Source organism: Modestobacter versicolor, from assembly GCF_014195485.1.
Classification (GTDB): Bacteria; Actinomycetota; Actinomycetes; order Mycobacteriales; family Geodermatophilaceae; genus Modestobacter; species Modestobacter versicolor.
In genome coordinates, this window is the sequence record NZ_JACIBU010000001.1 from 971,795 (window position 1) to 997,548 (window position 25,754).

Below are 25,754 nucleotides of genomic sequence, written 5' to 3' on the forward strand. Positions count from 1 at the left end.
CCTACGTCGGTCCCGGCGTCCCGCCGTGGTCCTGCTGGGGTGCCTGGGGCAGCCCGGACGAGGAGATCGGCGCCGGTGGGCCCGTCCGGCGGCGAGAGGTGCGATCATGGGGTGCTGTTCGAGGACGACGAGGTGGCTGACCGCCCGTCGTAGTTGCCAGGGCCCTGGCGCCGGACGTCTCTGTGACCGTGTCCGATCGATCCCGAGGACTGCCCCGTGCCCGAGTCCCCAGCGCCAGCCACGCCCGACCTCCGCCCGGACGCCACCGCCGCCCTGACGGCGCTGCTGCAGCAGCGGATCCTGGTCCTCGACGGGGCCATGGGCACCGCCATCCAGCGCGACCGGCCCGACGAGGCGGGGTACCGCGGTGAGCGGTTCGCCGACTGGCCCAGCGACGTGCAGGGCAACAACGACCTGCTCAGCATCACCGCCCCCGCGATCATCACCGGCATCCACCGCGAGTACCTCGAGGCCGGCGCCGACCTGCTCGAGACGAACACCTTCAACGCCACCCGCATCTCGCTGGCCGACTACGGGATGTCCGAGCTGGCCTACGAGCTGAACCACGCCTCTGCCCGGCTGGCCCGCGCCGCCTGCGACGAGATGACCGCCCGGACGCCGGAGAAGCCCCGCTACGTGGTCGGCGCGATCGGCCCGACCAGCCGGACGGCGTCGATCTCGCCGGACGTGAACGACCCCGGCGCCCGCAACGTCAGCTACGACGAGCTGGTCGAGGCCTACCTGGAGCAGGCCAACGGGCTGGTCGACGGCGGGTCCGACGTCCTGCTGATCGAGACCATCTTCGACACCCTCAACGCCAAGGCGGCTGTCTTCGCGCTGGAGACGCTGTTCGAGGAGCGCGGACGCCGCTGGCCGGTGATGGTCTCCGGCACGATCACCGACGCCTCCGGGCGGACGCTGTCCGGCCAGGTCACCGAGGCGTTCTGGCACTCGATCCGGCACGTCCAGCCGCTGCTGGTCGGGCTCAACTGCGCGCTGGGAGCGAAGGAGATGCGGCCCTACATCGCCGAGGTCGCCCGCGTCGCGGACACCTTCGTCTCCTGCTACCCGAACGCCGGGCTGCCCAACGCCTTCGGCGAGTACGACGAGTCGCCGGCCGAGACCGCGGAGGTCCTCGAGGAGTTCGCCACCGCCGGGTTCGTGAACCTGGTCGGCGGCTGCTGCGGCACCACTCCGGCGCACATCGCCGCGATCGCCGCCGCCGTCGAGGGCAAGGCGCCTCGCACCCCGGTGAGCGTCGCTCCGGCGCTGCGGCTGTCCGGCCTGGAGCCGGTGACCATCGACGAGTCCTCGCTGTTCGTCAACGTCGGCGAGCGCACCAACATCACCGGGTCGGCCCGCTTCCGGAACCTGATCAAGGCCGGCGACTACCCGGCCGCGCTCGCGGTCGCCCGCCAGCAGGTCGAGGCCGGCGCGCAGGTCATCGACGTCAACATGGACGAGGGCATGATCGACGGCGTCGAGGCGATGGACCGCTTCCTCAAGCTGATCGCCTCCGAGCCGGACATCTCCCGGGTGCCCACGATGATCGACTCGTCCAAGTGGGCGGTCATCGAGGCCGGCCTCAAGTGCGTGCAGGGCAAGCCGATCGTCAACTCCATCTCGATGAAGAACGGCGAGGAGGAGTTCGTCCGGGAGGCCCGGCTGTGCCGCAAGTACGGCGCCGCGGTGGTCGTGATGGCCTTCGACGAGAACGGCCAGGCCGACACCCTGGAGCGGCGCCAGCAGATCTGCCGCCGGGCCTACGACATCCTCACCGAGCAGGTCGGCTTCCCGGCCGAGGACGTCATCTTCGACCCCAACGTCTTCGCCGTGGCCACCGGCATCGAGGAGCACGCCCGGTACGGGCTGGACTTCATCGAGGCCACCCGGTGGATCAAGCAGAACCTGCCCGGCGCCCTGGTGTCCGGCGGCATCTCGAACGTCTCGTTCTCCTTCCGCGGCAACAACAAGGTCCGCGAGGCGATCCACGCCGTCTTCCTGTACCACGCGATCCGGGCCGGCCTGGACATGGCGATCGTCAACGCCGGGGCGCTCGAGGTCTACGACGAGGTGCCCGAGCTGCTGCGCGAGCGGATCGAGGACGTCGTCCTCGCCCGCCGCCCGGACAGCACCGAGCGGCTGCTGGAGATCGCCGCGGACTTCGCCGGCGACGGCTCGGTCAAGGAGGTCGCGACCGAGGAGTGGCGGTCGCTGCCGGTGGGGGAGCGGATCACCCACGCCCTGGTCAAGGGCATCGACGCGTTCGTCGAGGACGACACCGAGGAGCTGCGCCAGGACATCAGCGCCCGCGGCGGCCGCCCGATCGAGGTGATCGAGGGCCCGCTGATGGACGGCATGAACGTCGTCGGCGACCTGTTCGGCGCCGGCAAGATGTTCCTGCCCCAGGTGGTCAAGTCCGCCCGGGTGATGAAGAAGGCCGTCGCCCACCTGATCCCGTTCATCGAGGCCGAGAAGCAGCCCGGCGACGTCGAGCGCAGCAACGGCAAGGTCGTCATGGCCACCGTGAAGGGCGACGTCCACGACATCGGCAAGAACATCGTCGGCGTCGTCCTGCAGTGCAACAACTACGACGTCGTCGACCTGGGCGTGATGGTGCCCGCCCAGCGGATCCTGGACGCCGCCAAGGAGGAGGGCGCCGACGTCATCGGGCTCTCCGGGCTGATCACCCCGTCGCTGGACGAGATGGTCAACCTGGCCTCGGAGATGGAGCGCCAGGGCTTCGACATCCCGCTGCTGATCGGCGGGGCCACCACCTCTCGGGCGCACACCGCGGTGAAGGTGGCGCAGAAGTACCACGGCCCGGTGATCTGGGTGAAGGACGCCTCGCGGTCGGTGCCGGTGGTCGCGGCGCTGCTGTCCGACGAGCAGCGGCCCCGGCTGCTGGCCGAGACCGACGCCGAGTACGAGACGCTCCGCGAGCGGCACGCCGCGCGCAACGACACCCGCTCGCTGCTGCCGCTGGCCACCGCCCGGGCCCAGGCGCCGGAGCTCGACTGGAGCGACTACCAGCCACCCCGGCCGCGGATGCTGCTGCAGCAGGCCCGGGACGTCTGCACCGGCCCGGACTGCGACCACCAGCACGGCCAGGCCACCCAGTTCGTCCGGAGCTTCTCCGACTACCCGCTGGAGGAGCTGCGCCGCTACATCGACTGGCAGCCGTTCTTCAACGCCTGGGAGATGCGCGGGCGGTTCCCCGACATCCTGAACAACCCGGCCAGCGGCGAGGCCGCCCGCCGGCTCTACGACGACGCGCAGGCGATGCTCGACCAGCTGATCGCGGAGAAGTGGCTGCGCGCCGCGGGTGTGTTCGGCCTGTTCCCGGCCAACCAGGTGGACGGCGAGGACATCGAGGTCTACACCGACGAGTCGCGCTCCGCCGTCCGCACCACGCTGCACCAGCTCCGCCAGCAGACCGAGGGCCGCGACGGCTCGGCCCGCAAGTCGCTGGCCGACTTCGTGGCGCCCAAGGCCACCGGGCTGCGCGACCACGTGGGCGCGTTCGCCGTCACCGCCGGGCTCGGCTCGGCGGAGAAGGTCGCGGAGTTCAAGAAGGACAACGACGACTACAACGCGATCCTGCTGGAGTCGCTGGCCGACCGGCTCGCCGAGGCCTTCGCCGAGCGGCTGCACGAGCGGGTGCGCAAGGAGTTCTGGGCCTACGCCCCCGACGAGCACCTGGACGCCGAGGGCCTGATCGCCGAGAAGTACCACGGCATCCGGCCGGCGCCGGGCTACCCGGCCTGCCCGGAGCACACCGAGAAGCGGACCATCTGGGAGCTGCTCGACGTCGAGGCGCGGACCGGCATCGAGCTGACCGAGAGCATGGCCATGTGGCCGGGCGCCGCGGTGAGCGGGCTGTACTTCTCCCACCCGCAGTCGCAGTACTTCGTGCTCGGGCGGCTGGGCCGTGACCAGGTCGAGGACTACGCCCGGCGCAAGGGCTGGACGGTGTCGGAGGCCGAGCGGTGGCTGTCGCCGAACCTGGGCTACCGCACGGAGGACGAATGAACCAGAGGACCCCCGTGCCCCCCACGACTCGCTCCGCTCGCCGCGGGCCCCTGCACGAGGGCCGACTGCGGGCGGTGCTGTTCGACATGGACGGGACGCTGGTGGAGACCGAGGAGCTGTGGGGCGAGGCGATGGGCGCCCTGGCCCACCAGCTCGGCGGTGAGTTCTCCGACGAGGCGCGCGAGCGGACCGTCGGGACGTCGATGACCGTGGCGATGCAGGTCCTCTACGCCGACCTCGGGGTCGAGCGCACCGAGCAGCAGCACCGGGACGACGCCCGCTGGGTCGAGGACGAGACCGCGGCGCTGATGACCAGCCGGGGGATCCCCTGGCAGCCCGGCGCCCGCGAGCTGCTCACCGCCGTCCGGGACGCCGGGCTGGCCACCGCCCTGGTGACGACGACGCCCCGGCGGATCGCCTCGATCGTGCTGGACCGGATCGCCGCGGAGCTGGGCGGCTCACCGTTCGACGTCACCGTGTGCGGCGACGAGGTGCCCGCCCGCAAGCCCGACCCGGCGCCCTACCTCCAGGCGATGGCCGCGCTGGGGGTCGAGCCGGGGTCGAGCCTCGTCGTCGAGGACTCGCTGGTCGGCGTCACCGCTGGGCTGGCCGCCGGCGCCGCCGTGCTCGGGGTGCCGTCGTTGCAGCCACTGGAACCACTGCCGGGCCTGGTGCTGCGGGCCTCGCTCGCCGGGCTGACCGTGGCCGACCTGCAGGTGCTCGGCTCCACCGAGGAGGTCGGCGTCCCCGGCTGACGCCGGAGGCGGCGACCAACGTCACCCGCCGAGCCGGGCCGGGTCGGCGAGCAGCCGCTCGCCGACCGGCGTCACCCGCAGCGCGCGCGGGTGGGCGGCGACCGGCTCCACCCAGCCGGCGGCCAGGGCGTGCCGGAGCAGCGCCGCGCCGAGCTGGCCGCCCAGGTGGCTGCGCCGCTCGGTCCAGTCCAGGCACTCCCGGAGCAGCGGGCGCCGACCGGCCGGCACCCCGACCGCGCCCACCTCGGCGGACCAGCGCCGGCCCGCCGGGGTGAGCGCCAGCCCGCCGTCGACGCTGAGCAGGCCGCTGGAGACGAGCGCGTCGTACAGCGACACACCCCACCGGCCGGCCAGGTGGTCGTAGCAGGTCCGCGCCCCGGTCAGCAGCGAGTCGGCCCGGGCGGCGCGCAGCGAGCTCGGCCGCACCCGCTCGCCCACGGCGGCACCGAGCTCCTCGATGACGGCGGCCGCCTCCGGGCCGGCGAGCTGCAGGTAGCGGGCCCGGCCCTGCCGGCGCTCCACCAGCAGCCCGGCGCGGACAAGCGCGGTCAGGTGCTCGCTCGCCGTGGACCGGGCGATCCCGACGTGCCGGGCCAGCTCGGCCGCCGTCCAGGCCCGGCCGTCCATCAACGCGAGGCACACCTCGACCCGGCTGCGGTCGGCGAGCACCGCGGCGAACCGGGCGATCGACTCGGCGGAGACGGGCACCCGCCCATCCTGGAGCACGGTTCGGCCCCCACCGAACACCCGGCGCCCCAGGCTGGCTGCATGCTGCCCGCCGCCGTGCTCCTCGACCCGCGCTACCGGGTGCCCCCCGCACCGCCCGCCGACGCCGGGGTCGCCTGGCTGCGGGCGTCGGTGCCCCGGTTCACCGACGGCCCGGCGCACACCCGCCGGCGGGCCCTCGTCGACCGGCTGCTGGCCGGGCTGCCCGGCCTCCCCGACCCGGGCGGCGACCCGACCACGGCCCTGCTGCTCGCGCTCGGCCTGCCCGCCGGCTGCCGGGCCGACGTCGAGCTGGTGGCGGGGGCCTACCAGCCGCACGCTCCGCAGTCGGCGGTGGCCGACGCCGCCGCCGACCGGCTGGTCGACCGCTGCGGCGGTCGCACCGAGGAGGCAGCGGCGCGGGTCTGCGTGCTGGTCCAGGCGCACGCCGCGATGCAGGCGCTGCTCGCCCAGCTGCGGGCCGGCGCCCCGGGGCCGCCCGTCCCGGTCACCCGCCGGGTCGGCCCGGACGGGCGCACGGTCGAGGTCGACCTGGCAGGGGCGCCGTTCGGCGCGGGACCGCACGCCTGCCCGGGGCGGGCTCTCGCCGAGGCCCGGGCCGCGGCGGTGCCCCGGTGACCGCCGACCTGGAAGGCCGCCGGGCGGCGTTCGCGGCGCTGCACCGCGGCCCGGTGCCCCTGCTGCTGCCCAACGCCTGGGACGTCGCCTCGGCGCTGGCCCTGGTGGCCGACGGTCACCCGGCGGTCGGCACCACCAGCCTGGGCGTCGCGGCCGCCGCCGGGCTGCCCGATGCGACGCGAGCCGGGCGGGCGCGGACGGTCGAGCTGGCCGCCCGGCTGGCGGACCTGCCGGTGGCGGTGACGGTCGACCTGGAGGACGGCTTCTCCGACGACCCCGCCGAGGTGGCCGAACTGGTCGGGCAGCTGCCGGTCGCCGGGGTCAACCTCGAGGACAGCACCGCCGGCCGGCTGGTCGACCCGGCCCGGCACGCCGCCCGGGTGGCCGCGGTCAAGCAGGCCTGCCCGACGGTGTTCCTCAACGCCCGGGTGGACACCTGGTGGCTGGGGGAGCAGGCGGGGCTCACCGCCACCGTGGCCCGGGCCGAGCGCTACGTCGCGGCCGGCGCCGATGGGGTGTTCGTGCCCGGCCGGCTCACCGCGGCGGAGATCGGGACGCTGACCCGGGAGCTGCCGGTGCCGGTCAACGTGCTGGCCACCGCCGACCACCCGCTGCCCCGGCTCGCCGACCTGGGCGTGCGCCGGGTCAGCACCGGCTCGCTGCTGTTCCGGGCGTCGCTGGACGCGGCGGTGGCGGTCGCCCGCGCGCTGCGGGACGGGCAGCCGGCCCCACCGGCGACCTCCTACGCCGAGGTCGACGCCCGCAGCGCCGCGCTGGACGGCCCGGGCTGAACCGATGAGTTCCGCCCCGCTGCGCCGTCCTGGTCCCAGGCGACGACGAGGAGGGGGTCCACGGTGGAGCTCGACAGGCAGTTCGACGCGGTCCTGCAGAAGAGCCCGGAGAAGGGCGGCTGGACCTACGTGGTGATGCCCGGGTCGGCGGAGTTCTTCGGCACCCGGGGGCTGGTGAAGGTGCGGGGCGAGGTGGACGGCCACCCGTTCCGCAGCTCGTTCATGGCGCTCGGGGACGGCACGCACAAGCTTCCGGTCACCGCGGAGGTGCAACGGGCCATCGGCAAGCAGCCCGGCGACGTGGTGACCGTCCGCCTGGAGGAGCGGATCGAACCGGGCGCGGCGGTCAGAGGGGGGTGACCGGCAGCGTGGTGCGCCAGCCGGCGGCCGCGGCCGCCTCGGCCGGGAACGGCGGGGGAGTGCCACCGAACGCCGGGCACAGCGCCTGGTGGTCGCACCAGCTGCACAGCCGGCTCTTGTTGGCCCGGAAGTCGCCGGTGGCCACGGCCCGCTCGATCGCCGCCCAGATGGCCTGCAGGGTGCGCTCGAACCGCAGCAGCTCCGCCTCGTCGGGGGAGTAGGTCAGCGCGTCGCCGTCCTTGAGGTACAGCAGCTTGAGCTGGGCGGCGACCACCCCGCGGGTGCGCCACAGCACCAGTGCGTAGAACTTCATCTGGAACAGCGCCTTGGCCTCGAAGGCCTCCCGCGGCACCGCCCCGGTCTTGTAGTCGACCACCCGCAGCGCCCCGGTGGGGGCGACGTCCAGCCGGTCGACGTAGCCGCGCAGCAGCAGGCCGTCGGGCAGGGTGACCTCGACCAGCTCCTCGCGGCCTTCCGGCTGGATGCGGGTCGGGTCCTCCAGCCGGAAGTAGGTCTCCACCAGCTCACCGGCCGAGGCGAGCCACGCCTCCAGCCCCTCCTTCTCCGGTAGGGCCTCGCCCTCGGGCGCCTCGAACAGCTCGGCGATGCCGGGCTCCTCCCGCAGCTGCGCCCAGGCCGGCTCGAGCAGCGTCTGCGCCGCCTCGACCGTGCGCTGGCCGGCCGGGAGGTCGTAGAGCTTCTCCAGCACGGCGTGCACCAGCGTGCCGCGGACGGCCGCCCGGGACTTCTTCTCCGGCAGCCGGTCGATGGTGCGGAACCGGTAGAGCAGCGGGCAGGACTTGAAGTCAGCGGCCCGGGAGGGGGACAGCGAGGGGCGGCGGGGAGCCGTGTCCGCGGTGCTGGTGCGCTCCGCCGTCGCCGGCTGCACGGGCCGGCCGGTCTCCAGGGTCACCGTCATGGCTCGAGGTTAGGTCGGCCCTCCGACAGTTCCGAGCGTGCGCGCCGGGAGCCCGCGGATCCGTCGTCCGTACCCTGCTCCCACGTGGACGTACAGCAGCAGCACCCGGCCGGCACGACCCCGACCGCCGCGGAGGCGCTCGCCGACGTGCCGCTCGAGCCCGTGGTCGTCGAGGGCGACGCTCTCGATGCCCCCGCCGAGCCGGCCGAGCCGGTCGAGGGCGCCTTCCGGGTCGGTGACCGCGTGCAGCTCACCGACCCCAAGGGCCGGCACCACACCGTCGTCCTGGAGCCGGGCAAGGAGTTCCACACCCACCGGGGGGCGATCAGCCACGACGCGCTGATCGGCGCACCCGAGGGCTCGGTCGTCCACTCGACGGCCAACACCGGTTACCTGGCGCTGCGGCCGCTGCTGGCGGACTTCGTGCTCTCCATGCCCCGCGGCGCGCAGGTCATCTACCCCAAGGACGCCGCGCAGATCGTCGGCTTCGGCGACATCGGCCCCGGCATGCGGGTGCTGGAGGCCGGCGCGGGCTCGGGCGCGCTGAGCTGCTCGCTGCTGCGCGCGGTGGGGGAGCACGGCACGCTGACCAGCTACGAGCGGCGCGAGGACTTCGCCGACGTCGCCCGCGGCAACGTCGGGGCGTTCTTCGGCGAGGTGCCGGCCAACTGGTCGCTGCGGCTGGGCGACCTGGACCAGCACCCGGCCACCGAGGTCGTGGACCGCGTCGTCCTGGACATGCTGGAGCCCTGGGCCGTGCTGCCCACGGTGGCGGCCGCACTGCGGCCCGGCGGCGTCCTGGTCGGCTACGTGGCCACCACCACCCAGCTGTCGGTGTACGTCGAGGCGCTGCGGGCGCAGGGCGTGTGGACCGAGCCGTACGCCTGGGAGACCCTGCTGCGGCCCTGGCACGCCGAGGGCCTGGCGGTGCGACCGGAGCACCGGATGGTCGCCCACACCGCCTTCCTGGTCACCGCCCGCCGGCTGGCCGAGGGCGCCGTCGCGCCGATGCGCCAGCGCCGCAAGAAGCTGGCCTGACGCCCGTCCCCGGTCCCCGGCACGTGTCCGGGGGATGACACCTCGACCCACCGCGCGCACCTGCTCCGGAGGTGCGGCGCGGTCGGTGCCCGCGTGTATAGATTGGCTTCCTGGCCCCCGATGGTGTGCGGAGGTGCGCGATGACCGTGGGTCCCGACGAGTTCCGAGCGCGACGTGAGCGTGACGTCGCCTCGCTGGTGAGCCAGATCTCCTACCTCGAGGAGGAGATCGGTCTCCTGCGACGCAAGGTGTCCGACAGCCCGCGCCAGGTGCGCGCACTGGAGGAGCGGCTCGCCGAGGCGGAGGGCCGGGCGGCCTTCCTCTCCGAGCGCAACGACAAGCTGGCCGGCACGCTGCGCGAGGCGCGCGAGCAGCTGGTGACGCTCAAGGAGGAGGTCGAGCGGCTGGGGCAGCCGCCGTCCGGCTACGGCGTCTTCCTGGAGCGCTTCGAGGACGGCACGGTCGACGTCTTCACCAGCGGCCGCAAGCTGCGGGTGGCGGTCTCCCCGGCCATCGAGGTCGAGGAGCTGCAGCACGGCCAGGAGGTCATGCTCAACGAGGCGATGAACGTCGTGGCCGCCCGCGGCTTCGAGCGGGCCGGCGACGTCGTCCTGCTCAAGGAGCTGCTCGAGCCGCTGCCCGGCGTGCCCCGCCGCGCCCTGGTCATCGGGCACACCGACGAGGAGCGGGTCGTCTACCTCGCCGACTCGCTCGAGGGGCAGCCGCTGCGCAGCGGCGACTCGCTGCTGCTGGAGTCGCGCTCGGGCTACGTCTACGAGCGGATCCCCAAGAGCGAGGTCGAGGAGCTCATCCTCGAAGAGGTCCCCGACATCGACTACGAGGACATCGGCGGCCTGTCCCGGCAGATCGAGCAGATCCGGGACGCCGTGGAGCTGCCGTTCCTGCACGCCGACCTGTTCCGCGAGTACGAGCTGCGCCCGCCGAAGGGCATCCTGCTGTACGGCCCGCCCGGGTGCGGGAAGACGCTGATCGCCAAGGCGGTGGCCAACTCGCTGGCCAAGAAGGTCGCCGAGCTCAACGGCGACTCCGACCGGAGCCAGGGGAAGTCCTTCTTCCTCAACATCAAGGGCCCCGAGCTGCTGAACAAGTACGTCGGGGAGACCGAGCGGCACATCCGGCTGGTCTTCCAGCGGGCCCGGGAGAAGGCCAGCGAGGGCACGCCGGTCATCGTCTTCTTCGACGAGATGGACTCGATCTTCCGCACCCGCGGGTCCGGGGTCTCCTCCGACGTGGAGAGCACGATCGTCCCGCAGCTGCTCAGCGAGATCGACGGCGTGGAGGGCCTGGAGAACGTCATCGTCATCGGCGCCTCCAACCGCGAGGACATGATCGACCCGGCGATCCTGCGGCCCGGCCGGCTCGACGTGAAGATCAAGATCGAGCGGCCGGACGCCGAGGCCGCGCGGGACATCTTCAGCAAGTACCTGACGACGACGCTGCCGATCCACGCCGACGACCTGGCCGAGCACGGCGGCAGCCGCGAGGCCACGATCGCCGGGATGATCCAGAGCACCGTCGAGCGGATGTACACCGAGACGGAGGAGAACCGCTTCCTGGAGGTCACCTACGCCAACGGTGACAAGGAGGTCCTGTACTTCAAGGACTTCAACTCCGGCGCGATGCTGCAGAACATCGTCGACCGGGCCAAGAAGATGGCGATCAAGGACCGGCTGGAGACCGGCGTCGGCGGCCTGCGGGTCGGCCACCTCATGGCGGCGTGCGTGGACGAGTTCAAGGAGAACGAGGACCTGCCCAACACGACCAACCCCGACGACTGGGCGCGGATCTCGGGCAAGAAGGGCGAGCGGATCGTCTACATCCGCACGCTCATCAGCGGCAAGGGCGCCGAGAGCGGCCGGGCCATCGACACCGCGACCAACACCGGCCAGTACCTGTAGTCGAAGCTGACCTCCGACCGGCCCTCGCTGCACCTGCGGCGGGGGCCGGTCGGCGTCCCGGCGGCCGACGTGCGGGGCCGCCTAACCTGGGGCCATGAGCGTGCGACGGGTGATGGGCACGGAGCTCGAGTACGGGATATCCGTGCCGGGACAGCCAGGGGCGAACCCGACGACGCTGTCCAGCCAGGTGGTGAACGCCTGGGCGGTGGCCGAGGCGCCGACGCCGCGGCGGCCGCGGTGGGACTTCGAGGAGGAGTCGCCGCTGCGCGACGCCCGCGGGTTCGACCTCTCGCCGGCGACCGCGCTGGACCACAACGACCTCGACGAGGACGCCGGGATGGCCAACGTCATCCTCACCAACGGCGCCCGGCTGTACGTCGACCACGCGCACCCGGAGTACTCGACGCCGGAGGTCACCAACCCGCGCGACGTCGTCCTGTGGGACAAGGCGGGGGAGCGGGTGATGGCCGAGGCCGCCCGCCGCGCGGCCCGGATCCCGGGCACCCAGCCCATCCAGCTCTACAAGAACAACACCGACGGCAAGGGCGCCTCCTACGGCGCGCACGAGAACTACCTGATGAGCCGCTCGACGCCGTTCATCGACATCATCCGCGGGCTCATCCCGTTCTTCGTCACCCGGCAGGTGTTCGCCGGGGCCGGGCGCGTCGGGATCGGCACGGAGGGGCGCACCCAGGGCTTCCAGCTCTCCCAGCGGGCCGACTTCTTCGAGGTCGAGGTGGGGCTGGAGACGACGCTGAAGCGGCCGATCATCAACACCCGCGACGAGCCGCACGCCGACGCCGACAAGTACCGCCGGCTGCACGTGATCATCGGCGACGCGAACCTGGCGGAGCTGTCGACCTACCTCAAGGTCGGGACCTCAGCTCTCGTCCTGGCGATGATCGAGGCGCGGGCGCTGACCCAGGACCTCACCATCGAGGAGCCCGTGGAGGCGCTGCAGGCGGTCAGCCACGACCCGTCGCTGACCCACCGGGTGCGGCTGCGCGACGGCCGGCAGCTGACCGCCCTCGAGGTGCAGCAGGAGTACCTGGCGATGGCGCGGAAGTTCGTCGCCGAGCGCGGGGACGACGACGAGCAGACCCACGACGTGCTGCGGCGCTGGGCCGAGGTGCTCGACGAGCTCGCCATCGACCCGATGCGGCTGGCCGACCGGCTCGACTGGCCGGCGAAGCTGCGGCTGCTCGAGGGCTACCGGACGCGCGACGGGCTCGAGTGGGGCGACGCCCGGCTCAAGCTGGTCGACCTGCAGTACTCCGACGTCCGCCCGGACAAGGGCCTGTACCACCGGCTGGTGGCCCGCGGCTCGATGCAGCGGCTGCTCACCGACGAGGAGGTCACCCGGGCGATGACGTCGCCGCCGACGGACACCCGGGCCTACTTCCGCGGCGAGTGCCTGCGCCGCTACCCCGCGCAGGTCGCCGCGGCGTCCTGGGACTCGGTGGTCTTCGACGTCGGCCGGGAGAACCTGGTGCGGATCCCGACGATGGAGCCGCTGCGCGGGACCCGCGAGCACGTCGGCGCGCTCTTCGAGTCGACGTCCACCGCTGCCGAGCTGGTCGACACCATCACCGGTTCGTGATCTCCGGGCAGCTTCCCGTCACACCCCGCGGGTAACTTCACGTCCAGCACGGTCCCCAGAGCTCCGGAGGTTGAGATGGCCACGAAGGACACCGGTGGGCAGCAGCGGTCCACGCGTTCGCGCGAGGAGACCGAGGAGGTCGAGGCGTCGGTCGACACCTCGGCCTCGGAGCGCACCAAGGAGGTCACCGACGACGTCGACTCCCTGCTCGATGAGATCGACGGGGTCCTCGAGGAGAATGCGGAGGAATTTGTGAGGGCTTACGTACAAAAAGGGGGCCAGTGAATAACTTCGAGCAAAATCGACATGGACACGAAGTTCTGTCGAGATTGTCGAAGTCACCGGCCAGTCTCCGAGTTCTCCAAGAACGCGCGATCGCGCGATGGGCTGGCGTTCTACTGTCGGGAACACCTGGCTGAGCGGGCCCTGAAGAGCCGCGAGGCCCGGCGTACCTCGCCCCGCGTCCAGCGAGTTGCGCCGACGGAACTGGTGATCCCGGAGGGCCACAAGTGGTGCCCTGACTGCAATCAGGTCCTCCCGCTCACCGACTTCGTGCGAACCAGACGGACGTCGAGCGGCTACCACGCCTACTGCAAGCCCTGTCACAACATCCGCAGTCGGGCATCTCGGGACAAGGTGGGGGGCTCCCGGACCTATCACCTCTCGCGGCGGTACGGGATCACCGCCGCCGAGGCCGACGCGATGCTGGCCGACCAGGGCGGCGTCTGCGCGATCTGCGCCGCGGCACCGGCTGTGCACGTCGACCACGACCGACGCGACCGGCGCGACGAGGCAGCTGCTGTGCTTCAACTGCAACGGCGGCCTGGGCCAGTTCAAGGACGACCCGGAACTGCTGCGGGTGGCCGCCCGGTACCTCGACGCCCACCGCGCCGGGCAGGCCGCCGGGCCGCTGCCCGGGCAGGCGTGAGGCGCCCAGCCCGCTGGTGAGCCCGCCGGTAGGGTCGCAACGACGTCCGCCGGCGACCTGGCGGGCGGTGCTGAGGAGCCGCGGAGCGGCAGGAGAGGCGGGCGCGTGAACGAACAGTCGACTGGCCGGAGCGGGTTCACCCCCGCCTACCTGGACCGGGTGGGCTCCTCGTTCACCGACTTCCTGGGCACCACCGCCCCCGACCTGCTGCCCGGCCGGCGCACGCTGCCGGCCGTCCCGGTCGGCGAGCTGTCCCCGCACGCCACCACGATCGTCTCGGTCACCTTCGACGGCGGCGTGCTGATGGGCGGCGACCGGCGGGCGACCATGGGCAACCTGATCTCCAGCCGGGACATCGAGAAGGTCTACGCCGCCGACTCCTGGTCGGTGATCGGCATCGCCGGTGCCGCCGGGATCGCGATCGAGATGGTCCGGCTCTACCAGGTCGAGCTCGAGCACTACGAGAAGATCGAGGGGATGACGATGTCCCTGGACGGCAAGGCCAACCGCCTCGCCGGGATGATCCGCGGCAACCTCGGCGCGGCGATGCAGGGCCTGGCCGTCGTCCCGCTGTTCGCCGGCTACGACCTCGACGCCGCCGAGGGTGCGAGCCCGGGCCGCATCTTCAGCTACGACGTCACCGGCGGGAACTACGAGGAGCGCGGCTACGCCGCCGTCGGCTCCGGCTCGCTGTTCGCCAAGAACTCGCTGAAGAAGACCTGGCGGCCCGGCCTGTCCGCCGACGCCGCCACCCGCACGGTGGTGGAAGCCCTCTACGACGCCGCCGACGACGACTCGGCCACCGGCGGCCCGGACACCGTCCGGCGGCTCTTCCCGATCGTCTACCGGGTCGACGCCGAGGGGGCCGCCCGGCTCACCGACGACCAGGTGGCCGCCGTCGCCGACGCGATCGTCGCCGACCGGTCCGCCGCCGAGAACCGGGAGGCCTGAGCCATGACCATGCCCTACTACGCCTCCGCCGAGCAGGTCATGCGCGACCGCTCGGAGTACGCCCGCAAGGGCATCTCCCGCGGTCGCAGCGTCGCCGTCCTCACCTACGACGACGGCGTCCTGTTCATCGCCGAGAACCCCAGCTCGACCCTGCACAAGGTCAGCGAGCTCTACGACCGGGTCGGGTTCGCCGCGGTCGGCCGGTACTCGGAGTTCGAGAGCCTCCGGGTCGCCGGCATCCGGCTGGCCGACGTCCGGGGGTACTCCTACAACCGCCGCGACGTCACCGGCCGGGTCATCGCCAACGCCTACGCGCAGACCCTCGGCGAGGTCTTCACCCAGCAGATGAAGCCCTTCGAGGTCGAGCTCTGCGTCGCCGAGGTCGGCGACACCCCCGAGTCCGACCAGCTGTACCGGCTCACCTTCGACGGGTCGATCGTCGACGAGCCCGACTTCGTGGTCATGGGCGGCCAGGCCGACGCCGTCACCAGCAACCTGCGCCAGCACTTCAGCCACGGCCTGCCCTTGGCCGAGGCGCTGCGGGTGGGCGTCCAGGCGCTGTCCGCGGTCAGCCCGTCGACGGCGGCCAACGGGGGAGGGCACGAGCAGCTCCCCGCCGAGCAGCTCGAGGTCGCCGTCCTCGATCGCCGCCGTCCCAAGCGGGCCTTCCGCCGGGTCGTCGGCCCCGCGCTGCGCGCCCTGCTGGCCGACGAGCCGGTGCCCGCCGAGACGGCCACCCCGGCGGAGGCCGCGGCCACCCACGTGCCCAGCGCGCCGGCCCCCGGCACCCCGGCCGGCCTCGGCGACCCGCAGGCGGTCGACACCGCCGGTGGCACCGAGGAGGCCTCGGCCCAGCCGAGCACCCAGGACGGCGTCGGCGGCGGCACCGACGGCGACGCACCGGACGACGGGCAGTGAGCGGCGCGGCGCACTCGGGACACGAGCCGAGTGCGCCGCGGGCGCCTAGGCTCGGCGAGGTGGAACGACGGATCTTCGGCATCGAGACCGAGTACGGCGTCACGTGCACCTTCAAGGGCCAGCGACGCCTGTCACCCGACGAGGTGGCCCGCTACCTGTTCCGCCGGGTCGTCTCCTGGGGGCGCAGCTCCAACGTCTTCCTGCGCAACGGCTCCCGGCTCTACCTGGACGTCGGCAGCCACCCCGAGTACGCCACCGCCGAGTGCGACGACCTCACCGAGCTGGTCGTCCACGACAAGGCCGGCGAGCGGATCCTCGAGGGCCTGATGGTCGACGCGGAGCAGCGCCTCAACGAGGAGGGCGTCACCGGCGACATCTACCTGTTCAAGAACAACACCGACTCCGCGGGCAACAGCTACGGCTGCCACGAGAACTACCTCGTCGGGCGGCATGGCGAGTTCAGCCGGCTGGCCGACGTGCTCATCCCGTTCCTGGTGAGCCGGCAGATGGTCGTGGGCGCGGGCAAGGTGCTGCAGACCCCGCGCGGCGCGGTCTACTGCGTCAGCCAGCGGGCCGAGCACATCTGGGAGGGCGTCTCCAGCGCCACCACCCGGTCCCGGCCGATCATCAACACCCGCGACGAGCCGCACGCCGACGCCGAGAAGTACCGCCGGCTGCACGTGATCGTCGGCGACTCGAACATGAGCGAGACGACGACGCTGCTCAAGGTCACCATCACCGACCTGGTGCTGCGGATGATCGAGACCGGCGTGGTGCTGCGCGACATGACGCTGGAGAACCCGATCCGGGCGATCCGCGAGATCAGCCACGACATGACCGGGCGGCGCAAGGTCCGGCTGGCCAACGGCCGGGAGATGTCGGCGCTGGAGATCCAGCAGGAGTACCACGACCGGGCCGCGGAGTTCGTCGACCGCGAGGGCTACGGCCCGGTGCACCGGCAGATGCTCGAGCTGTGGGGCCGCACCCTCAAGGCCGTCGACAGCGGCGACCTCTCGCTGATCGACCGCGAGGTCGACTGGGCCATCAAGTACCAGCTGATCGAGCGGTACCGGGCCAAGCGCGACCTGCCGCTGTCCAGCCCGCGGGTGGCCCAGATGGACCTCGCCTACCACGACATCCGGCGCAACCGCGGGCTGTACTACCTGCTGGAGAAGGCCGGGCAGGTCGAGCGGGTCACCCACGACCCGGCGATCTTCGAGGCGAAGAACGTGCCGCCGCAGACCACCCGGGCCAAGCTGCGCGGCGAGTTCATCCGCCGCGCGCAGGAGAAGCGCCGCGACTTCACCGTCGACTGGGTGCACCTCAAGCTCAACGACCAGGCGCAGCGCACCGTGCTGTGCAAGGACCCGTTCAAGTCCGTCGACGAGCGGGTGGAGAAACTGATCGCCAGCATGTGAGGCCGGCGGCCACACTGCGCCGGTGACCGACGCGCCGGGCCTCACCATCGACCAGGTCGACCCGCAGGACGAGCCGGCGCTGCGCCGCTGGTACGACGTGCTGGCCGGGGCGGCGCGGTCCGGCCGGGCCGCGCCGCTGGTGGTCACCTGGGCGTCGATCTCCGCCTCGCTGCAGCACCCGGGGGAGTCCCGGCGGCGCACCGCGGTCGCCGCGGTGCGCGGCGGCGAGTTCGTCGGCGCGATGCTCGTCGAGCTGCCGCTGCTGGAGGACCTGGCCACCGCGACGGTCGAGGTCGACGTCCCGCCGCAGCACCGCCGCCAGGGCATCGGCCGGGCGCTGTGGGCCTGGGCGGTCGAGCACCTCGACCAGCAGGGCCGCACCGTCGTCCAGACCGAGGTGCACGTCCCGGACGGCGAGAGCGTGCGCACCTGGCCCGGCGCCCGGTTCGCCGAGGCGCTGGGCTTCGGCTCGGAGAACGTCGAGGAGCACCTGGTGCTGCCGCTCCCCGCGCACCCCGCCCCGGTGCCGCCCGCACCCGGGTACCGGCTGGTGTCCTGGGCGGGCGCCTGCCCGGCGGAGTTCGTCGACGCCTACGCCGCGATGTGGTCGGCGATGAGCGGCGACGTGCCCACCGGCGGGCTGACCCGCGAGGCGGCCCGCTGGGACGCCGCCCGGGTGCGCGCGACCGAGGCGCGGCTGGCCCGCACCTACCGGTCCCTGGCCACCCTCGCGCTGGCCGCCGACGGCGAGCCGGCCGGCTACACGCTGGTCTACGCTGACCTCGAGCAGCCCGAGGAGGCGCTGCAGGACGACACGTTCGTCCTCCCGCAGCACCGCGGCGCCGGCCTCGGCTACCGGCTCAAGCTGGCCAACCTGGCGCAGCTGGACGGCGGCCCGCGCCGGCTGCACACCTGGACGGCGACCGGCAACGCGCCGATGCAGCGGGTCAACGCCCGGTTCGGCTTCCGCCTCGTCGAGCGCACCCACGAGTACCAGCTGATCCTGCGCTGAGGACGCCGACCGTCCGGAACCCGCTCTAGCCTGCCCGCCATGGACATCCTGCTCATCGCCGGCCTGTGGCTCGACGCCTCCGCCTGGGACGACGTGCTGCCCACCCTGACGCAGCTGGGTCACCGCCCGGTGCCGGTCCAGCTCCCGGGGCAGGGCGACGGCGCGGCCGGCGCGACCCTCGACGACCAGCTCGCCGCGGTGCTGGCCGCCGTCGACGGGGCGGACGGGCAGCCGCTGGTCGTCGGCCACTCCGCGGCGGCCACGCTGGCCTGGCTGGCCGCCGACGCACGGCCGGAGCGGGTCGCCGGCGTCGTCCTGGTCGGCGGCTTCCCGGCAGCGGACGGCACCGCCTACGCCGACTTCTTCGAGCCGCAGGACGGGCTGATGCCGTTCCCCGGTTGGAGCGCGTTCGATGGGCCGGACTCCGCCGACCTGGACGAGGCGGCCCGGCGCGGCCTGGCGGCCCGGATGACCCCGGTGCCGGTGGGCGTGAGCCGCGGCGTCGTCCGGTTCACCGACGAGCGGCGGTTCGGGGTCCCGGTCGTGCTGGTCTGCCCCGAGTTCAGCGCCGGTGACGCACGCGGGTGGATCGGCGCGGGCGACGTCCCCGAGTTGGCCCGGGCCGAGCACCTGGAGTACGTCGACCTCGACTCCGGCCACTGGCCGATGGTCAGCCGGCCCGCCGAGCTGGCCCGGGTGCTGGCCGCCGCGGCGGACGGGCGGTGAGCTGGACGACCCGGCCGCTGGGGCCGGACACCTGGGACGTCTTCGCCGAGCTGGTCGAGCGCAACAACGGCGTCTTCGGCGGCTGCTGGTGCACCGGCTGGCACCCCGAGCGCGGGCAGCGGGGCATCGACCACCGGGAGCTCAAGCGCGAGCGGGTGCTCAGCGACCGGGCGCACGCCGCGCTCGTGCTCGACGCGGACGGCGTCGCGCAGGGCTGGTGCCAGTTCGGCGACCCCGACGAGCTGCCCACCATCAAGCACCGGCGGGTGTACGACCAGGACCCGCCGCCGCGCCCGGACTGGCGGGTCACCTGCTTCTACGTCGACCCCCGGCACCGCGGGCAGGGGATCGCCCGGGCCGGGCTGGCCGGCGCGCTGGAGGAGATCGCCGCAGCGGGCGGTGGGCTGGTGGAGGCCATCCCCGAGGTGACCGCGGGCCGCACGGCGCACGGCCGGTTCCTCTACAGCGCCACCGTCGAGCTCTTCGAGGAGCACGGCTTCGACCGCGTCCGCCAGGTCGGCAAGCACGCGTGGGTCGTGAGCCGGGTGGTCTGACCCGGAAACGGCTCGCGCGCCCGGCGAGACTGCCCCCATGGGCACCGCACTGGTCACCGGGGTCAGCCGCCGCGCGAGCATCGGGACGGCGGTCGCCCGGCGGCTGCTGGACCGGGGCGACCGGGTCGTCGTGCAGTCGTGGGCACCGCACGACGCGGAGCAGCCCTGGGGCGCCGACGACCTGCCCGCGGTGCTGGCCGAGCTGGGCGACCCACCCCACCTGAGCGTCGACCTGGCCGACCCCGCGGCGCCGGCCGCGCTGGTCGCCGCCGCCCGGGACGCCGTCGGGCCGCTGACCACGCTGGTGGCCGCGCACGCCCGCAGCGCGCAGGGCCGGCTCGCCGACGTCACCGCCGCCGAGGTCGACCTGTGCTTCGCGGTCAACGCCCGCGGCAGCCTGCTGCTCACCCAGTCCTTCGCCGCCCAGCACGAGGTGTCCGCCGGGCCGGGCTCGGTCGTCCTGTTCACCTCGGGCCAGCACCTCGGCCCGATGCCCGACGAGCTGCCCTACGCGATCAGCAAGGGCGCCGTCCAGCAGATGACGCTGTCGCTGGCCGACGCGCTGATCGGCGCCGACATCACCGTCAACTGCCTCAACCCGGGCCCGACCGACACCGGTTGGGCGTCGGCGGCGACCCAGGACGTCGTCGCCCGGGCGATGCCCCGCGGGCGGTGGAACACCCCGGCCGAGGCGGCCGCCGTCGTCGCCTGGCTGACCGGCCCCGACGCCCGCTCGGTGACCGGCCGGACGATCGACGCCGAGGGCGGCTTCCGCCGCGGCGCCTGACCGCTCGGGCGGGCAGCGTGGGCTCAGGCCGGCAGCGGGCCGAACAGGGTCAGCTGGGCGGCGTACCGGCCGGCCGCCGCGGCGGCCAGGAAGTAGGCGCGGTCCTCGGCCAGGCCGCGGCCCATCGTCGACAGCGTCACCGGCAGCCCCTCCAGCGCGGTCTCCAGCCCCTCGGTGTCCACCCACTCGACCCGGTTGCGCTGCGGCTGGCCGGCGAGGTCCTCCTCGACCTGGCTGCCCAGCTCGGAGCCGAGCCCGCGGGGCGCCACCAGGGCCACCCCGCCCAGGGCGACCCGGCCGAAGGCGGTCAGCGAGTGGTGGGAGACCCCGCGGTGCCGCGGCCGCGGGTCGGCGTCGGAGATCCGCAGCGCCCCCACCGTCTGCCCGCCGAGCACGTGCACGGCGTTGCAGGCCTCACCGGCCGCGACGCCGGAGAACCCCCACGGCGTGCCGGTGCCCAGGTTGCCCGGGCCCTGGGTGACCACGGTGACGTCGGCCTGCAGCACGTGCCGGGCGGCCAGCAGGCCGGTGTGCACGGTGACCGCCTCGAGGTCGCCGCCGAAGGCCTGCCCGACGGTGACCACGCCGGCCAGCGACCCGGCCAGCGCGTCGAGCGTCCGGGAGAACGCCGCGGGCAGCGCTCCGCCGTCGGTCATCACGTAGGCCACCCGCAGCGCCGGGTCGGTGGCCTGCACGCCGGCCAGCACCGCGGGCAGCGCGGAGTGCAGGTCGGCCACCACGACCGGCATGCCGGCGATGTCCTCGGCCGCGGCGATCACCGCGTGGTGCTCGGTCTCCTGCTCGTCGACGCCCTGCACGGTCACCTGCAGCGGCGAGTAGCGGCCCTTGACCAGGTGCCCCGGCCCGGTGGGGTCGGCCGGCAGCCGGTCGGGGACGGCGACGACCAGCGCGTACCCGCCGGTGCCCAGCCGCTGCGCCCACGCGGTGGTGTTGAGCAGCACCTCGTCGCCCACCACCGGGGAGCCCACGACCGAGGGGTGCGCCAGCGCCCGCAGCGTCCCGTCGCCGGGCACCTCGACGGTCATCTCCTGCGCGTCGCGCCAGGACCGGCCGAGCGCGACGACCCGGCCGCGCCGCCAGCGGATGCGGGGACCGGGAGCGGGGGAGGGGGTGCTCGTCACCCGCAGAGGCTAGCGAGCGCGGGGCACTAGCCTGTGCCCGTGGCAGCCAAGCGGGCGGAACGACTGGTCAACCTGGTCATCGCCCTGCTCGGCACCCGGCAGTACGTCTCGGCGGCGAAGATCCGCGCCACGGTGCCCGGCTACGAGCCCGACGACGGCACGGAGCGGGCCGACGAGGCGTTCAAGCGGATGTTCGAGCGGGACAAGGCCGAGCTGCGGGAGATCGGGGTCCCGCTGGAGACCGGCCGCACGAGCGTCTTCGACACCGAGGACGGCTACCGCATCGCCCGGGCCGAGTACGAGCTGCCGGAGATCACGCTGACCGGCGAGGAGGCCGCCGCCGTCGGCCTGGCGCTGCGGCTGTGGCAGTCCGCCCAGCTCGCCGGCGCCGCGCAGAGCGCCCTGGTGAAGCTGCGCGCGGCCGGCGTCGAGGTCGACCAGTCCCGGGGCATCCCGATCCAGCCGCGGCTGGACGCCGGGGAGCCGGCGTTCGAGCCCTGCTACGCCGCCGCCCGCGACCGCCGGGTGCTCACCTTCGACTACCGCCGCCCCGACGCGGACAAGGCGTCCCGCCGCCGGGTCCAGCCGTGGGGCGTGGTCGCCTGGCACGGCCGCTGGTACCTGGTCGGGCACGACCTGGAGCGGGCCGCACCCCGGGTGTTCCGGCTCTCCCGGGTGACGGGCACGCCCAAGGCCAGCGGCCCCGCGGGCGCCTTCGAGCCCCCGGCCGACCTGGACCTGGCCGCGGTGGTGGCCGGCCAGGAGGCCCGCGAGGAGCACCTGGTGATCGTCCGGGCCCGGCCCGGCACCGCGATCGGGCTGCGCCGGCACGCCGAGCCGCTCGGCTCGGCCGAGGACGGCGACGACCGGCTGCAGGTGCGCACCACCGAGCCGTGGTCGCTGGCCGACCAGCTGGCCGCCTACGGGCCCGACGTGCTGGTGGAGGCGCCGCAGCGGATGCGCGAGGCCGTCGTCGAGCGGCTCACCCGGCTGGCCGCCCTGGACGGCCGGGCATGACCGCGCCCAGCACCGCCGAGCGGATGACCCGGCTGCTGGCCCTGGTGCCCTACCTGCAGGCCCGGCCCGACGGCGTCCGGCTGGCCGACGCGGCCGGCGACTTCGGCGTCACCGAGGCCCAGCTGCGCCGCGACCTGGACCTGCTGTGGGTGTGCGGGCTGCCCGGCCACGGCCCCGGCGACCTGATCGACCTGGCCTTCGAGGGCGACCGGGTGCGGGTGACCTTCACCGCGGGCATGGTCCGCCCGCTGAAGCTGTCCACCGACGAGGCGGTCGCGCTGATCGTCGCGCTGCGCACCCTGCTGGAGCTGCCCGGCCTGGCCGAGGGCGAGGCGGTCAGCCGCGCGCTGGCCAAGGTCTCCGCGGCTGCGGGGCACCCCGCGGAGGCCGCCGCCCCGGTCGTGGTCAGCGTCGACGCGCGGGAGCAGTCGCTGGCCGTCGTCCGCGCCGGGCTGGAGCGGCACCGCGCGCTGCACCTGCACTACTACGTGCCCAGCCGCGACGAGCGCACCGAGCGCACGGTCGACCCGATGCGGCTGCTGCTGGTCGACGGGCACTGGTACCTGGAGGCGTGGTGCCGCAACGTCGAGGGCACCCGGCTGTTCCGGCTGGACCGGATCGACGAGGTCGCCGTGCTCGACGAGCCGGCCGCCCCGCCGCCGGAGGCGCACGAGCGCGACCTGGACGACGGGCTGTACCAGCCGGCGGCCGAGGCACCGCTGGTGCGGCTGCGGCTGGCCCGCACCGCCCGCTGGATCGCCGACTACTACCCGGTGGAGGAGCAGTCCGAGGTCAGCGACCCGCCCGGCGGGCTGGCGGTGACGGTGCGCACCTCCGACCTGGCCTGGGCCCGCCGGCTGGTGGCCTCCCTCGGGGGCGCGGCGACCGTCGACGAGCCCGCCGAGCTCGCCGCCCAGGTGGCCGGCGAGGCGCGGGCCGCGCTGGCCCGCTACACGGGCTGACGGCGCAGCGGCCGCATCCTGGCGGCTAGGGTCGTCCCCGTGTTGCTGATCGTGTGGATCGCCGTGGCCGTGCTCGCGCTGCTCGTGCTCGGCGTCCTGGGCTACGGCCTGCTCGGCGCCGCCGGGCGGCTCGGCCGTGAGCTGCGCGGACTCGAGCGCGACGTCCAGCCGCTGCTCGCCGAGGCCCAGGCAGCGGCCGCGCGGGCCGCCGCGCAGCGGGCCGAGCAGGGCGCCGACCGACCGGCGTCAGCCGACTGAACCGCAGGTGGACGGGGCACGTACAGCTCCCGCAGCCCCTGGTACCGCGACCTCCCCGGCGTAGAGTCGGGCCCAGTCCCACGTCACGGAGGAACCCATGCTCGGACTCGGCGCACCGGAGATCGGCCTGATCATCCTGGCCATCCTGCTGCTCTTCGGCTACAAGAAGCTGCCGGACGCCTCGCGCTCGCTGGGCCGCTCGCTGCGGATCTTCAAGGGCGAGATGAAGGGCATGAAGGACGACGACGTCCGCACCAAGGACGAGGCGCGCGTCAGCCCGGTGACCGGCACGATCGTGCCCCCGGTGACCCCGACCGCCGCCCCCGCCGTCGACTACGAGGCCGAGGCCCGCGCGGCCGAGGCCCGTGCCGCCGACGCCCGGGTGCGCGCCGAGCAGGCCCGCGCCGAGCAGGCCCGCGCGTCGGCTGCTGCCCCCGACCACCGCTGACCGCAGCACCGGCAGACCTGCGCCCGTGACCCTGGCAGGGCGAACGCGCGACCGCCGCCCGCGGCGTCCCGAACGGGACGCCGCGGCGACGATGTCGCTGATCGGCCACCTCCGCGAGCTGCGCAACCGCATCGGGATCGCCCTGTTCTTCGTGCTGATCGGCACCGCGGTCGCGTTCTGGTGGTACGAGCACGGGCTCGGCGACTTCATCCGGGCGCCCTACTGCAACCTGCCCGACGACCTCCGCTACAACGACGCCGACGGCAGCTGCGGGCTGCTGGTCACCGACGTCTTCGGCGGTGCGCTGATCCGGCTGAAGATCTCCTTCATCGCCGGGATCGTGCTGTCGGCGCCGTTCTGGCTGTACCAGGTCTGGGGCTTCCTCACCCCGGGCCTGAAGAAGAACGAGAAGCGCTACGGCCTGTCGTTCGTGGCCGCCTCCACGCTGCTGTTCGCCCTCGGTGCGGCGCTGGCCTACCTCTCCCTGTCGGCCGGCCTGCGGCTGCTGCTGAGCCTGGCCGGTGACGGCGTGGTGGTGGCGCTGACCGCGCAGGACTACATCGGCTTCGTCATCTCCCTGCTGCTGGCCTTCGGGGTGAGCTTCGAGCTGCCGCTGATCGCCGTGGTGCTGAACCTGATCGGCGTCCTGTCGCACTCCGTGCTGTCCAAAGCAAGGCGCTGGATCTACTTCCTGACCATCGTCTTCGCCGCGTTCATCACCCCCACCCAGGACCCGTTCACCATGCTGCTGATGGCCGGGCCGATGTGCGTGCTGTTCGAGATCGCCATCCAGGTCGCCCGGTTCGTCGACAAGCGCCGGGCCAAGCGCGAGGCGGCCCTGGGCCTGGCCGACCTGGACGACGACGAGGCCTCCCCGCTGGACGCGGCCCCCAGCCCGCTGGACTCCGCCCCCAGCCCGTTGGACCCCGCCCCCAGCCCGCTCGACGCGCCGGCGCACACCCAGAACTGAGTGCCCGTGCCGCTGCCCGAGGTGGCCGTGCTGGTCAACGGCGCCGCCGGCCGCGGCCGCGCGCTCCGCGCCCGGGCGGCGGTCACCGATGCGCTGACCGCCGCGGGCGTCCGGCCGCGGGTGCTGGCGGCCGCCGACCGGGACGACGCCGCGCGGCAGGCCGCGGCCGCGGTGGCCGACGGGGTGGCGGCGGTCGCCGCGCTGGGCGGTGACGGCGCCGCGCACGCCGTCCTGCAGGCCGTCGCGGGCACCGGCACACCGCTGGGCGTGCTGCCGGCCGGCACCGGCAACGACCTGGCGCTGGCCCTCGGCGTGCCGGCCGACCCGGTCGCCGCGGCCCGGGCGCTGGCCGAGGACGTGCTCACCGGCACCGCCCGGCGGATCGACGCCGCCCGCACCGGCGACCGCTGGTGGGCCACGGTGCTGTGCTGCGGCTTCGACTCGGCGGTCACCGACCGGGCCAACCGGCTCCGCTGGCCGCGCGGCCCGCGGCGCTACGACATCGCCATCCTCGCCGAGCTGGCCCGCCTGCGGCCGCGCCCGGTGGCGCTGACCGTCGACGGGGCGGGCAGCGAGCGCGACGTCACCCTGGTCGCCGTCGCGAACACCGCCTGGTACGGCGGCGGGCTGCGGATCGCCCCGGGCGCCGACCCCGCCGACGGCCTGCTCGAGGTGGTCGTCGTCGGGCCGGTGAGCCGGCGGGAGCTGGTGCGCACCCGCCCCCGGCTGGCCGCCGGCACCCACGTCGGCCACCCGGCGGTCACCGTGCTGCGCGGCCGCGAGGTGTCGCTGCACGGCGCCGGCCTGACCACCTACGCCGACGGCGAGCCGGTCTGCGCCCTGCCCGCGCTGACGGTCTGCGTGCCCGGGGCGGTCGGCGTCGTCGGCACCGGGAGGACCTGAGG

26 protein-coding genes are annotated in these 25,754 nt (G+C 74.0%); 23 read left to right on the plus strand and 3 right to left on the minus strand.

Features of this window, described 5'->3' with window-relative positions; translation table 11 throughout:
* Window positions 1–216: 216 nt before the first annotated feature.
* Window positions 217–4,032, plus strand: coding sequence for a methionine synthase (gene metH, locus FHX36_RS04705; protein WP_110550689.1), 3,816 nt, complete (start codon window positions 217–219; stop codon window positions 4,030–4,032).
* 14 nt (window positions 4,033–4,046) lie between these two features.
* A complete protein-coding gene (locus FHX36_RS04710) occupies window positions 4,047–4,787 on the plus strand; it encodes an HAD family hydrolase (protein WP_258372572.1) in 741 nt (246 codons plus the stop codon).
* A 21-nt stretch (window positions 4,788–4,808) separates the two neighbouring features.
* Here the strand turns inward: FHX36_RS04710 and FHX36_RS04715 are convergent, their stop codons facing one another.
* Window positions 4,809–5,495 carry a metalloregulator ArsR/SmtB family transcription factor gene (locus tag FHX36_RS04715; RefSeq protein ID WP_183513536.1) on the minus strand — a complete coding sequence of 229 codons (687 nt, stop codon included), beginning with the start codon at window positions 5,493–5,495 and terminating at the stop codon, window positions 4,809–4,811.
* 60 nt (window positions 5,496–5,555) lie between these two features.
* Here FHX36_RS04715 and FHX36_RS04720 point away from each other — a divergent pair, with 60 nt between their 5' ends.
* From FHX36_RS04720 to FHX36_RS04730, 3 genes are all read left to right on the plus strand, one after another.
* Complete coding sequence (locus tag FHX36_RS04720) at window positions 5,556–6,131, plus strand: hypothetical protein (RefSeq protein ID WP_220035979.1); 576 nt, start codon at window positions 5,556–5,558, stop codon at window positions 6,129–6,131.
* On the plus strand, window positions 6,128–6,922 hold the full coding sequence (locus FHX36_RS04725) for an isocitrate lyase/PEP mutase family protein (RefSeq protein ID WP_220035978.1): 795 nt from the start codon (window positions 6,128–6,130) through the stop codon (window positions 6,920–6,922). The genes FHX36_RS04720 and FHX36_RS04725 overlap by 4 nt, the downstream gene beginning before the upstream one ends.
* A 63-nt stretch (window positions 6,923–6,985) precedes the next feature.
* Complete coding sequence (locus FHX36_RS04730; protein ID WP_110552761.1) at window positions 6,986–7,282, plus strand: DUF1905 domain-containing protein; 297 nt, start codon at window positions 6,986–6,988, stop codon at window positions 7,280–7,282.
* Here FHX36_RS04730 and FHX36_RS04735 read toward each other — a convergent pair.
* Entirely contained in the window at window positions 7,269–8,201 is a 933-nt protein-coding gene (locus tag FHX36_RS04735) for a RecB family exonuclease (protein ID WP_110552760.1), read from the minus strand. The genes FHX36_RS04730 and FHX36_RS04735 overlap by 14 nt on opposite strands.
* Before the next feature lie 84 nt (window positions 8,202–8,285).
* Here FHX36_RS04735 and FHX36_RS04740 point away from each other — a divergent pair, with 84 nt between their 5' ends.
* The 12 genes from FHX36_RS04740 (at window position 8,286) to FHX36_RS04795 (ending at window position 20,052) form a co-directional block, all read left to right on the plus strand.
* Window positions 8,286–9,239: a tRNA (adenine-N1)-methyltransferase gene (locus FHX36_RS04740; RefSeq protein ID WP_110552759.1), complete on the plus strand. Its 954-nt coding sequence runs from the start codon at window positions 8,286–8,288 to the stop codon at window positions 9,237–9,239.
* Between the two features lie 140 nt (window positions 9,240–9,379).
* Entirely contained in the window at window positions 9,380–11,158 is a 1,779-nt protein-coding gene (arc, locus tag FHX36_RS04745; protein ID WP_110552758.1) for a proteasome ATPase, read from the plus strand.
* Window positions 11,159–11,252: 94 nt separating this feature from the next.
* A complete protein-coding gene (gene dop, locus FHX36_RS04750; RefSeq protein WP_110552757.1) occupies window positions 11,253–12,758 on the plus strand; it encodes a depupylase/deamidase Dop in 1,506 nt (501 codons plus the stop codon).
* A gap of 75 nt (window positions 12,759–12,833) precedes the next feature.
* Window positions 12,834–13,043 carry a ubiquitin-like protein Pup gene (locus FHX36_RS04755; RefSeq protein WP_110552756.1) on the plus strand — a complete coding sequence of 70 codons (210 nt, stop codon included), beginning with the start codon at window positions 12,834–12,836 and terminating at the stop codon, window positions 13,041–13,043.
* Between the two features lie 538 nt (window positions 13,044–13,581).
* On the plus strand, window positions 13,582–13,686 hold the full coding sequence (locus tag FHX36_RS23355; protein ID WP_281371952.1) for a hypothetical protein: 105 nt from the start codon (window positions 13,582–13,584) through the stop codon (window positions 13,684–13,686).
* 105 nt (window positions 13,687–13,791) lie between these two features.
* On the plus strand, window positions 13,792–14,637 hold the full coding sequence (gene prcB / locus FHX36_RS04765; RefSeq protein WP_181428815.1) for a proteasome subunit beta: 846 nt from the start codon (window positions 13,792–13,794) through the stop codon (window positions 14,635–14,637).
* Between the two features lie 3 nt (window positions 14,638–14,640).
* Window positions 14,641–15,555 carry a proteasome subunit alpha gene (gene prcA, locus FHX36_RS04770; protein ID WP_183513537.1) on the plus strand — a complete coding sequence of 305 codons (915 nt, stop codon included), beginning with the start codon at window positions 14,641–14,643 and terminating at the stop codon, window positions 15,553–15,555.
* 59 nt (window positions 15,556–15,614) lie between these two features.
* On the plus strand, window positions 15,615–16,973 hold the full coding sequence (gene pafA / locus FHX36_RS04775) for a Pup--protein ligase (RefSeq protein WP_110553967.1): 1,359 nt from the start codon (window positions 15,615–15,617) through the stop codon (window positions 16,971–16,973).
* Window positions 16,974–16,995: 22 nt separating this feature from the next.
* Complete coding sequence (locus tag FHX36_RS04780) at window positions 16,996–17,985, plus strand: GNAT family N-acetyltransferase (RefSeq protein ID WP_110553968.1); 990 nt, start codon at window positions 16,996–16,998, stop codon at window positions 17,983–17,985.
* A gap of 39 nt (window positions 17,986–18,024) precedes the next feature.
* Window positions 18,025–18,711: an alpha/beta fold hydrolase gene (locus tag FHX36_RS04785; protein WP_110553969.1), complete on the plus strand. Its 687-nt coding sequence runs from the start codon at window positions 18,025–18,027 to the stop codon at window positions 18,709–18,711.
* Window positions 18,708–19,265, plus strand: coding sequence for a GNAT family N-acetyltransferase (locus FHX36_RS04790; protein WP_110553970.1), 558 nt, complete (start codon window positions 18,708–18,710; stop codon window positions 19,263–19,265). Before FHX36_RS04785 ends, FHX36_RS04790 begins: the two co-directional genes overlap by 4 nt.
* A gap of 37 nt (window positions 19,266–19,302) precedes the next feature.
* A complete protein-coding gene (locus FHX36_RS04795) occupies window positions 19,303–20,052 on the plus strand; it encodes an SDR family oxidoreductase (RefSeq protein WP_183513539.1) in 750 nt (249 codons plus the stop codon).
* A gap of 23 nt (window positions 20,053–20,075) precedes the next feature.
* Here the strand turns inward: FHX36_RS04795 and FHX36_RS04800 are convergent, their stop codons facing one another.
* Window positions 20,076–21,194, minus strand: a complete 1,119-nt coding sequence (locus FHX36_RS04800) for a DUF3866 family protein (protein ID WP_110554228.1) — start codon at window positions 21,192–21,194, stop codon at window positions 20,076–20,078.
* A 39-nt stretch (window positions 21,195–21,233) separates the two neighbouring features.
* Between FHX36_RS04800 and FHX36_RS04805 the strand changes: the two genes are divergently transcribed.
* From FHX36_RS04805 to FHX36_RS04830, 6 genes are all read left to right on the plus strand, one after another.
* Window positions 21,234–22,211, plus strand: a complete 978-nt coding sequence (locus tag FHX36_RS04805) for a helix-turn-helix transcriptional regulator (protein WP_110554227.1) — start codon at window positions 21,234–21,236, stop codon at window positions 22,209–22,211.
* Complete coding sequence (locus FHX36_RS04810) at window positions 22,208–23,173, plus strand: helix-turn-helix transcriptional regulator (RefSeq protein WP_183513540.1); 966 nt, start codon at window positions 22,208–22,210, stop codon at window positions 23,171–23,173. Before FHX36_RS04805 ends, FHX36_RS04810 begins: the two co-directional genes overlap by 4 nt.
* A 39-nt stretch (window positions 23,174–23,212) precedes the next feature.
* On the plus strand, window positions 23,213–23,431 hold the full coding sequence (locus FHX36_RS04815) for a hypothetical protein (RefSeq protein ID WP_110554397.1): 219 nt from the start codon (window positions 23,213–23,215) through the stop codon (window positions 23,429–23,431).
* Window positions 23,432–23,528: 97 nt separating this feature from the next.
* Window positions 23,529–23,879, plus strand: a complete 351-nt coding sequence (gene tatA, locus FHX36_RS04820) for a Sec-independent protein translocase subunit TatA (RefSeq protein WP_110554398.1) — start codon at window positions 23,529–23,531, stop codon at window positions 23,877–23,879.
* A 25-nt stretch (window positions 23,880–23,904) separates the two neighbouring features.
* Entirely contained in the window at window positions 23,905–24,849 is a 945-nt protein-coding gene (gene tatC / locus FHX36_RS04825; RefSeq protein ID WP_258373085.1) for a twin-arginine translocase subunit TatC, read from the plus strand.
* On the plus strand, window positions 24,850–25,752 hold the full coding sequence (locus tag FHX36_RS04830; RefSeq protein ID WP_343056568.1) for a diacylglycerol kinase family protein: 903 nt from the start codon (window positions 24,850–24,852) through the stop codon (window positions 25,750–25,752).
* The last annotated feature ends 2 nt before the right edge of the window (window positions 25,753–25,754 follow it).

What these genes read in the sequence shown, in the direction of transcription:
- FHX36_RS04720 (WP_220035979.1), top strand. Translation starts at nt 5,556, where the DNA reads ATGCTGCCCGCCGCCGTGCTCCTCGACCCGCGCTACCGGGTGCCCCCC.
- FHX36_RS04735 (WP_110552760.1), bottom strand. Translation starts at nt 8,201, where the DNA reads ATGACGGTGACCCTGGAGACCGGCCGGCCCGTGCAGCCGGCGACGGCG.
- arc (WP_110552758.1), top strand. Translation starts at nt 9,380, where the DNA reads ATGACCGTGGGTCCCGACGAGTTCCGAGCGCGACGTGAGCGTGACGTC.
- dop (WP_110552757.1), top strand. Translation starts at nt 11,253, where the DNA reads ATGAGCGTGCGACGGGTGATGGGCACGGAGCTCGAGTACGGGATATCC.
- FHX36_RS04755 (WP_110552756.1), top strand. Translation starts at nt 12,834, where the DNA reads ATGGCCACGAAGGACACCGGTGGGCAGCAGCGGTCCACGCGTTCGCGC.
- prcA (WP_183513537.1), top strand. Translation starts at nt 14,641, where the DNA reads ATGACCATGCCCTACTACGCCTCCGCCGAGCAGGTCATGCGCGACCGC.
- FHX36_RS04785 (WP_110553969.1), top strand. Translation starts at nt 18,025, where the DNA reads ATGGACATCCTGCTCATCGCCGGCCTGTGGCTCGACGCCTCCGCCTGG.
- FHX36_RS04795 (WP_183513539.1), top strand. Translation starts at nt 19,303, where the DNA reads ATGGGCACCGCACTGGTCACCGGGGTCAGCCGCCGCGCGAGCATCGGG.
- FHX36_RS04810 (WP_183513540.1), top strand. Translation starts at nt 22,208, where the DNA reads ATGACCGCGCCCAGCACCGCCGAGCGGATGACCCGGCTGCTGGCCCTG.
- tatA (WP_110554398.1), top strand. Translation starts at nt 23,529, where the DNA reads ATGCTCGGACTCGGCGCACCGGAGATCGGCCTGATCATCCTGGCCATC.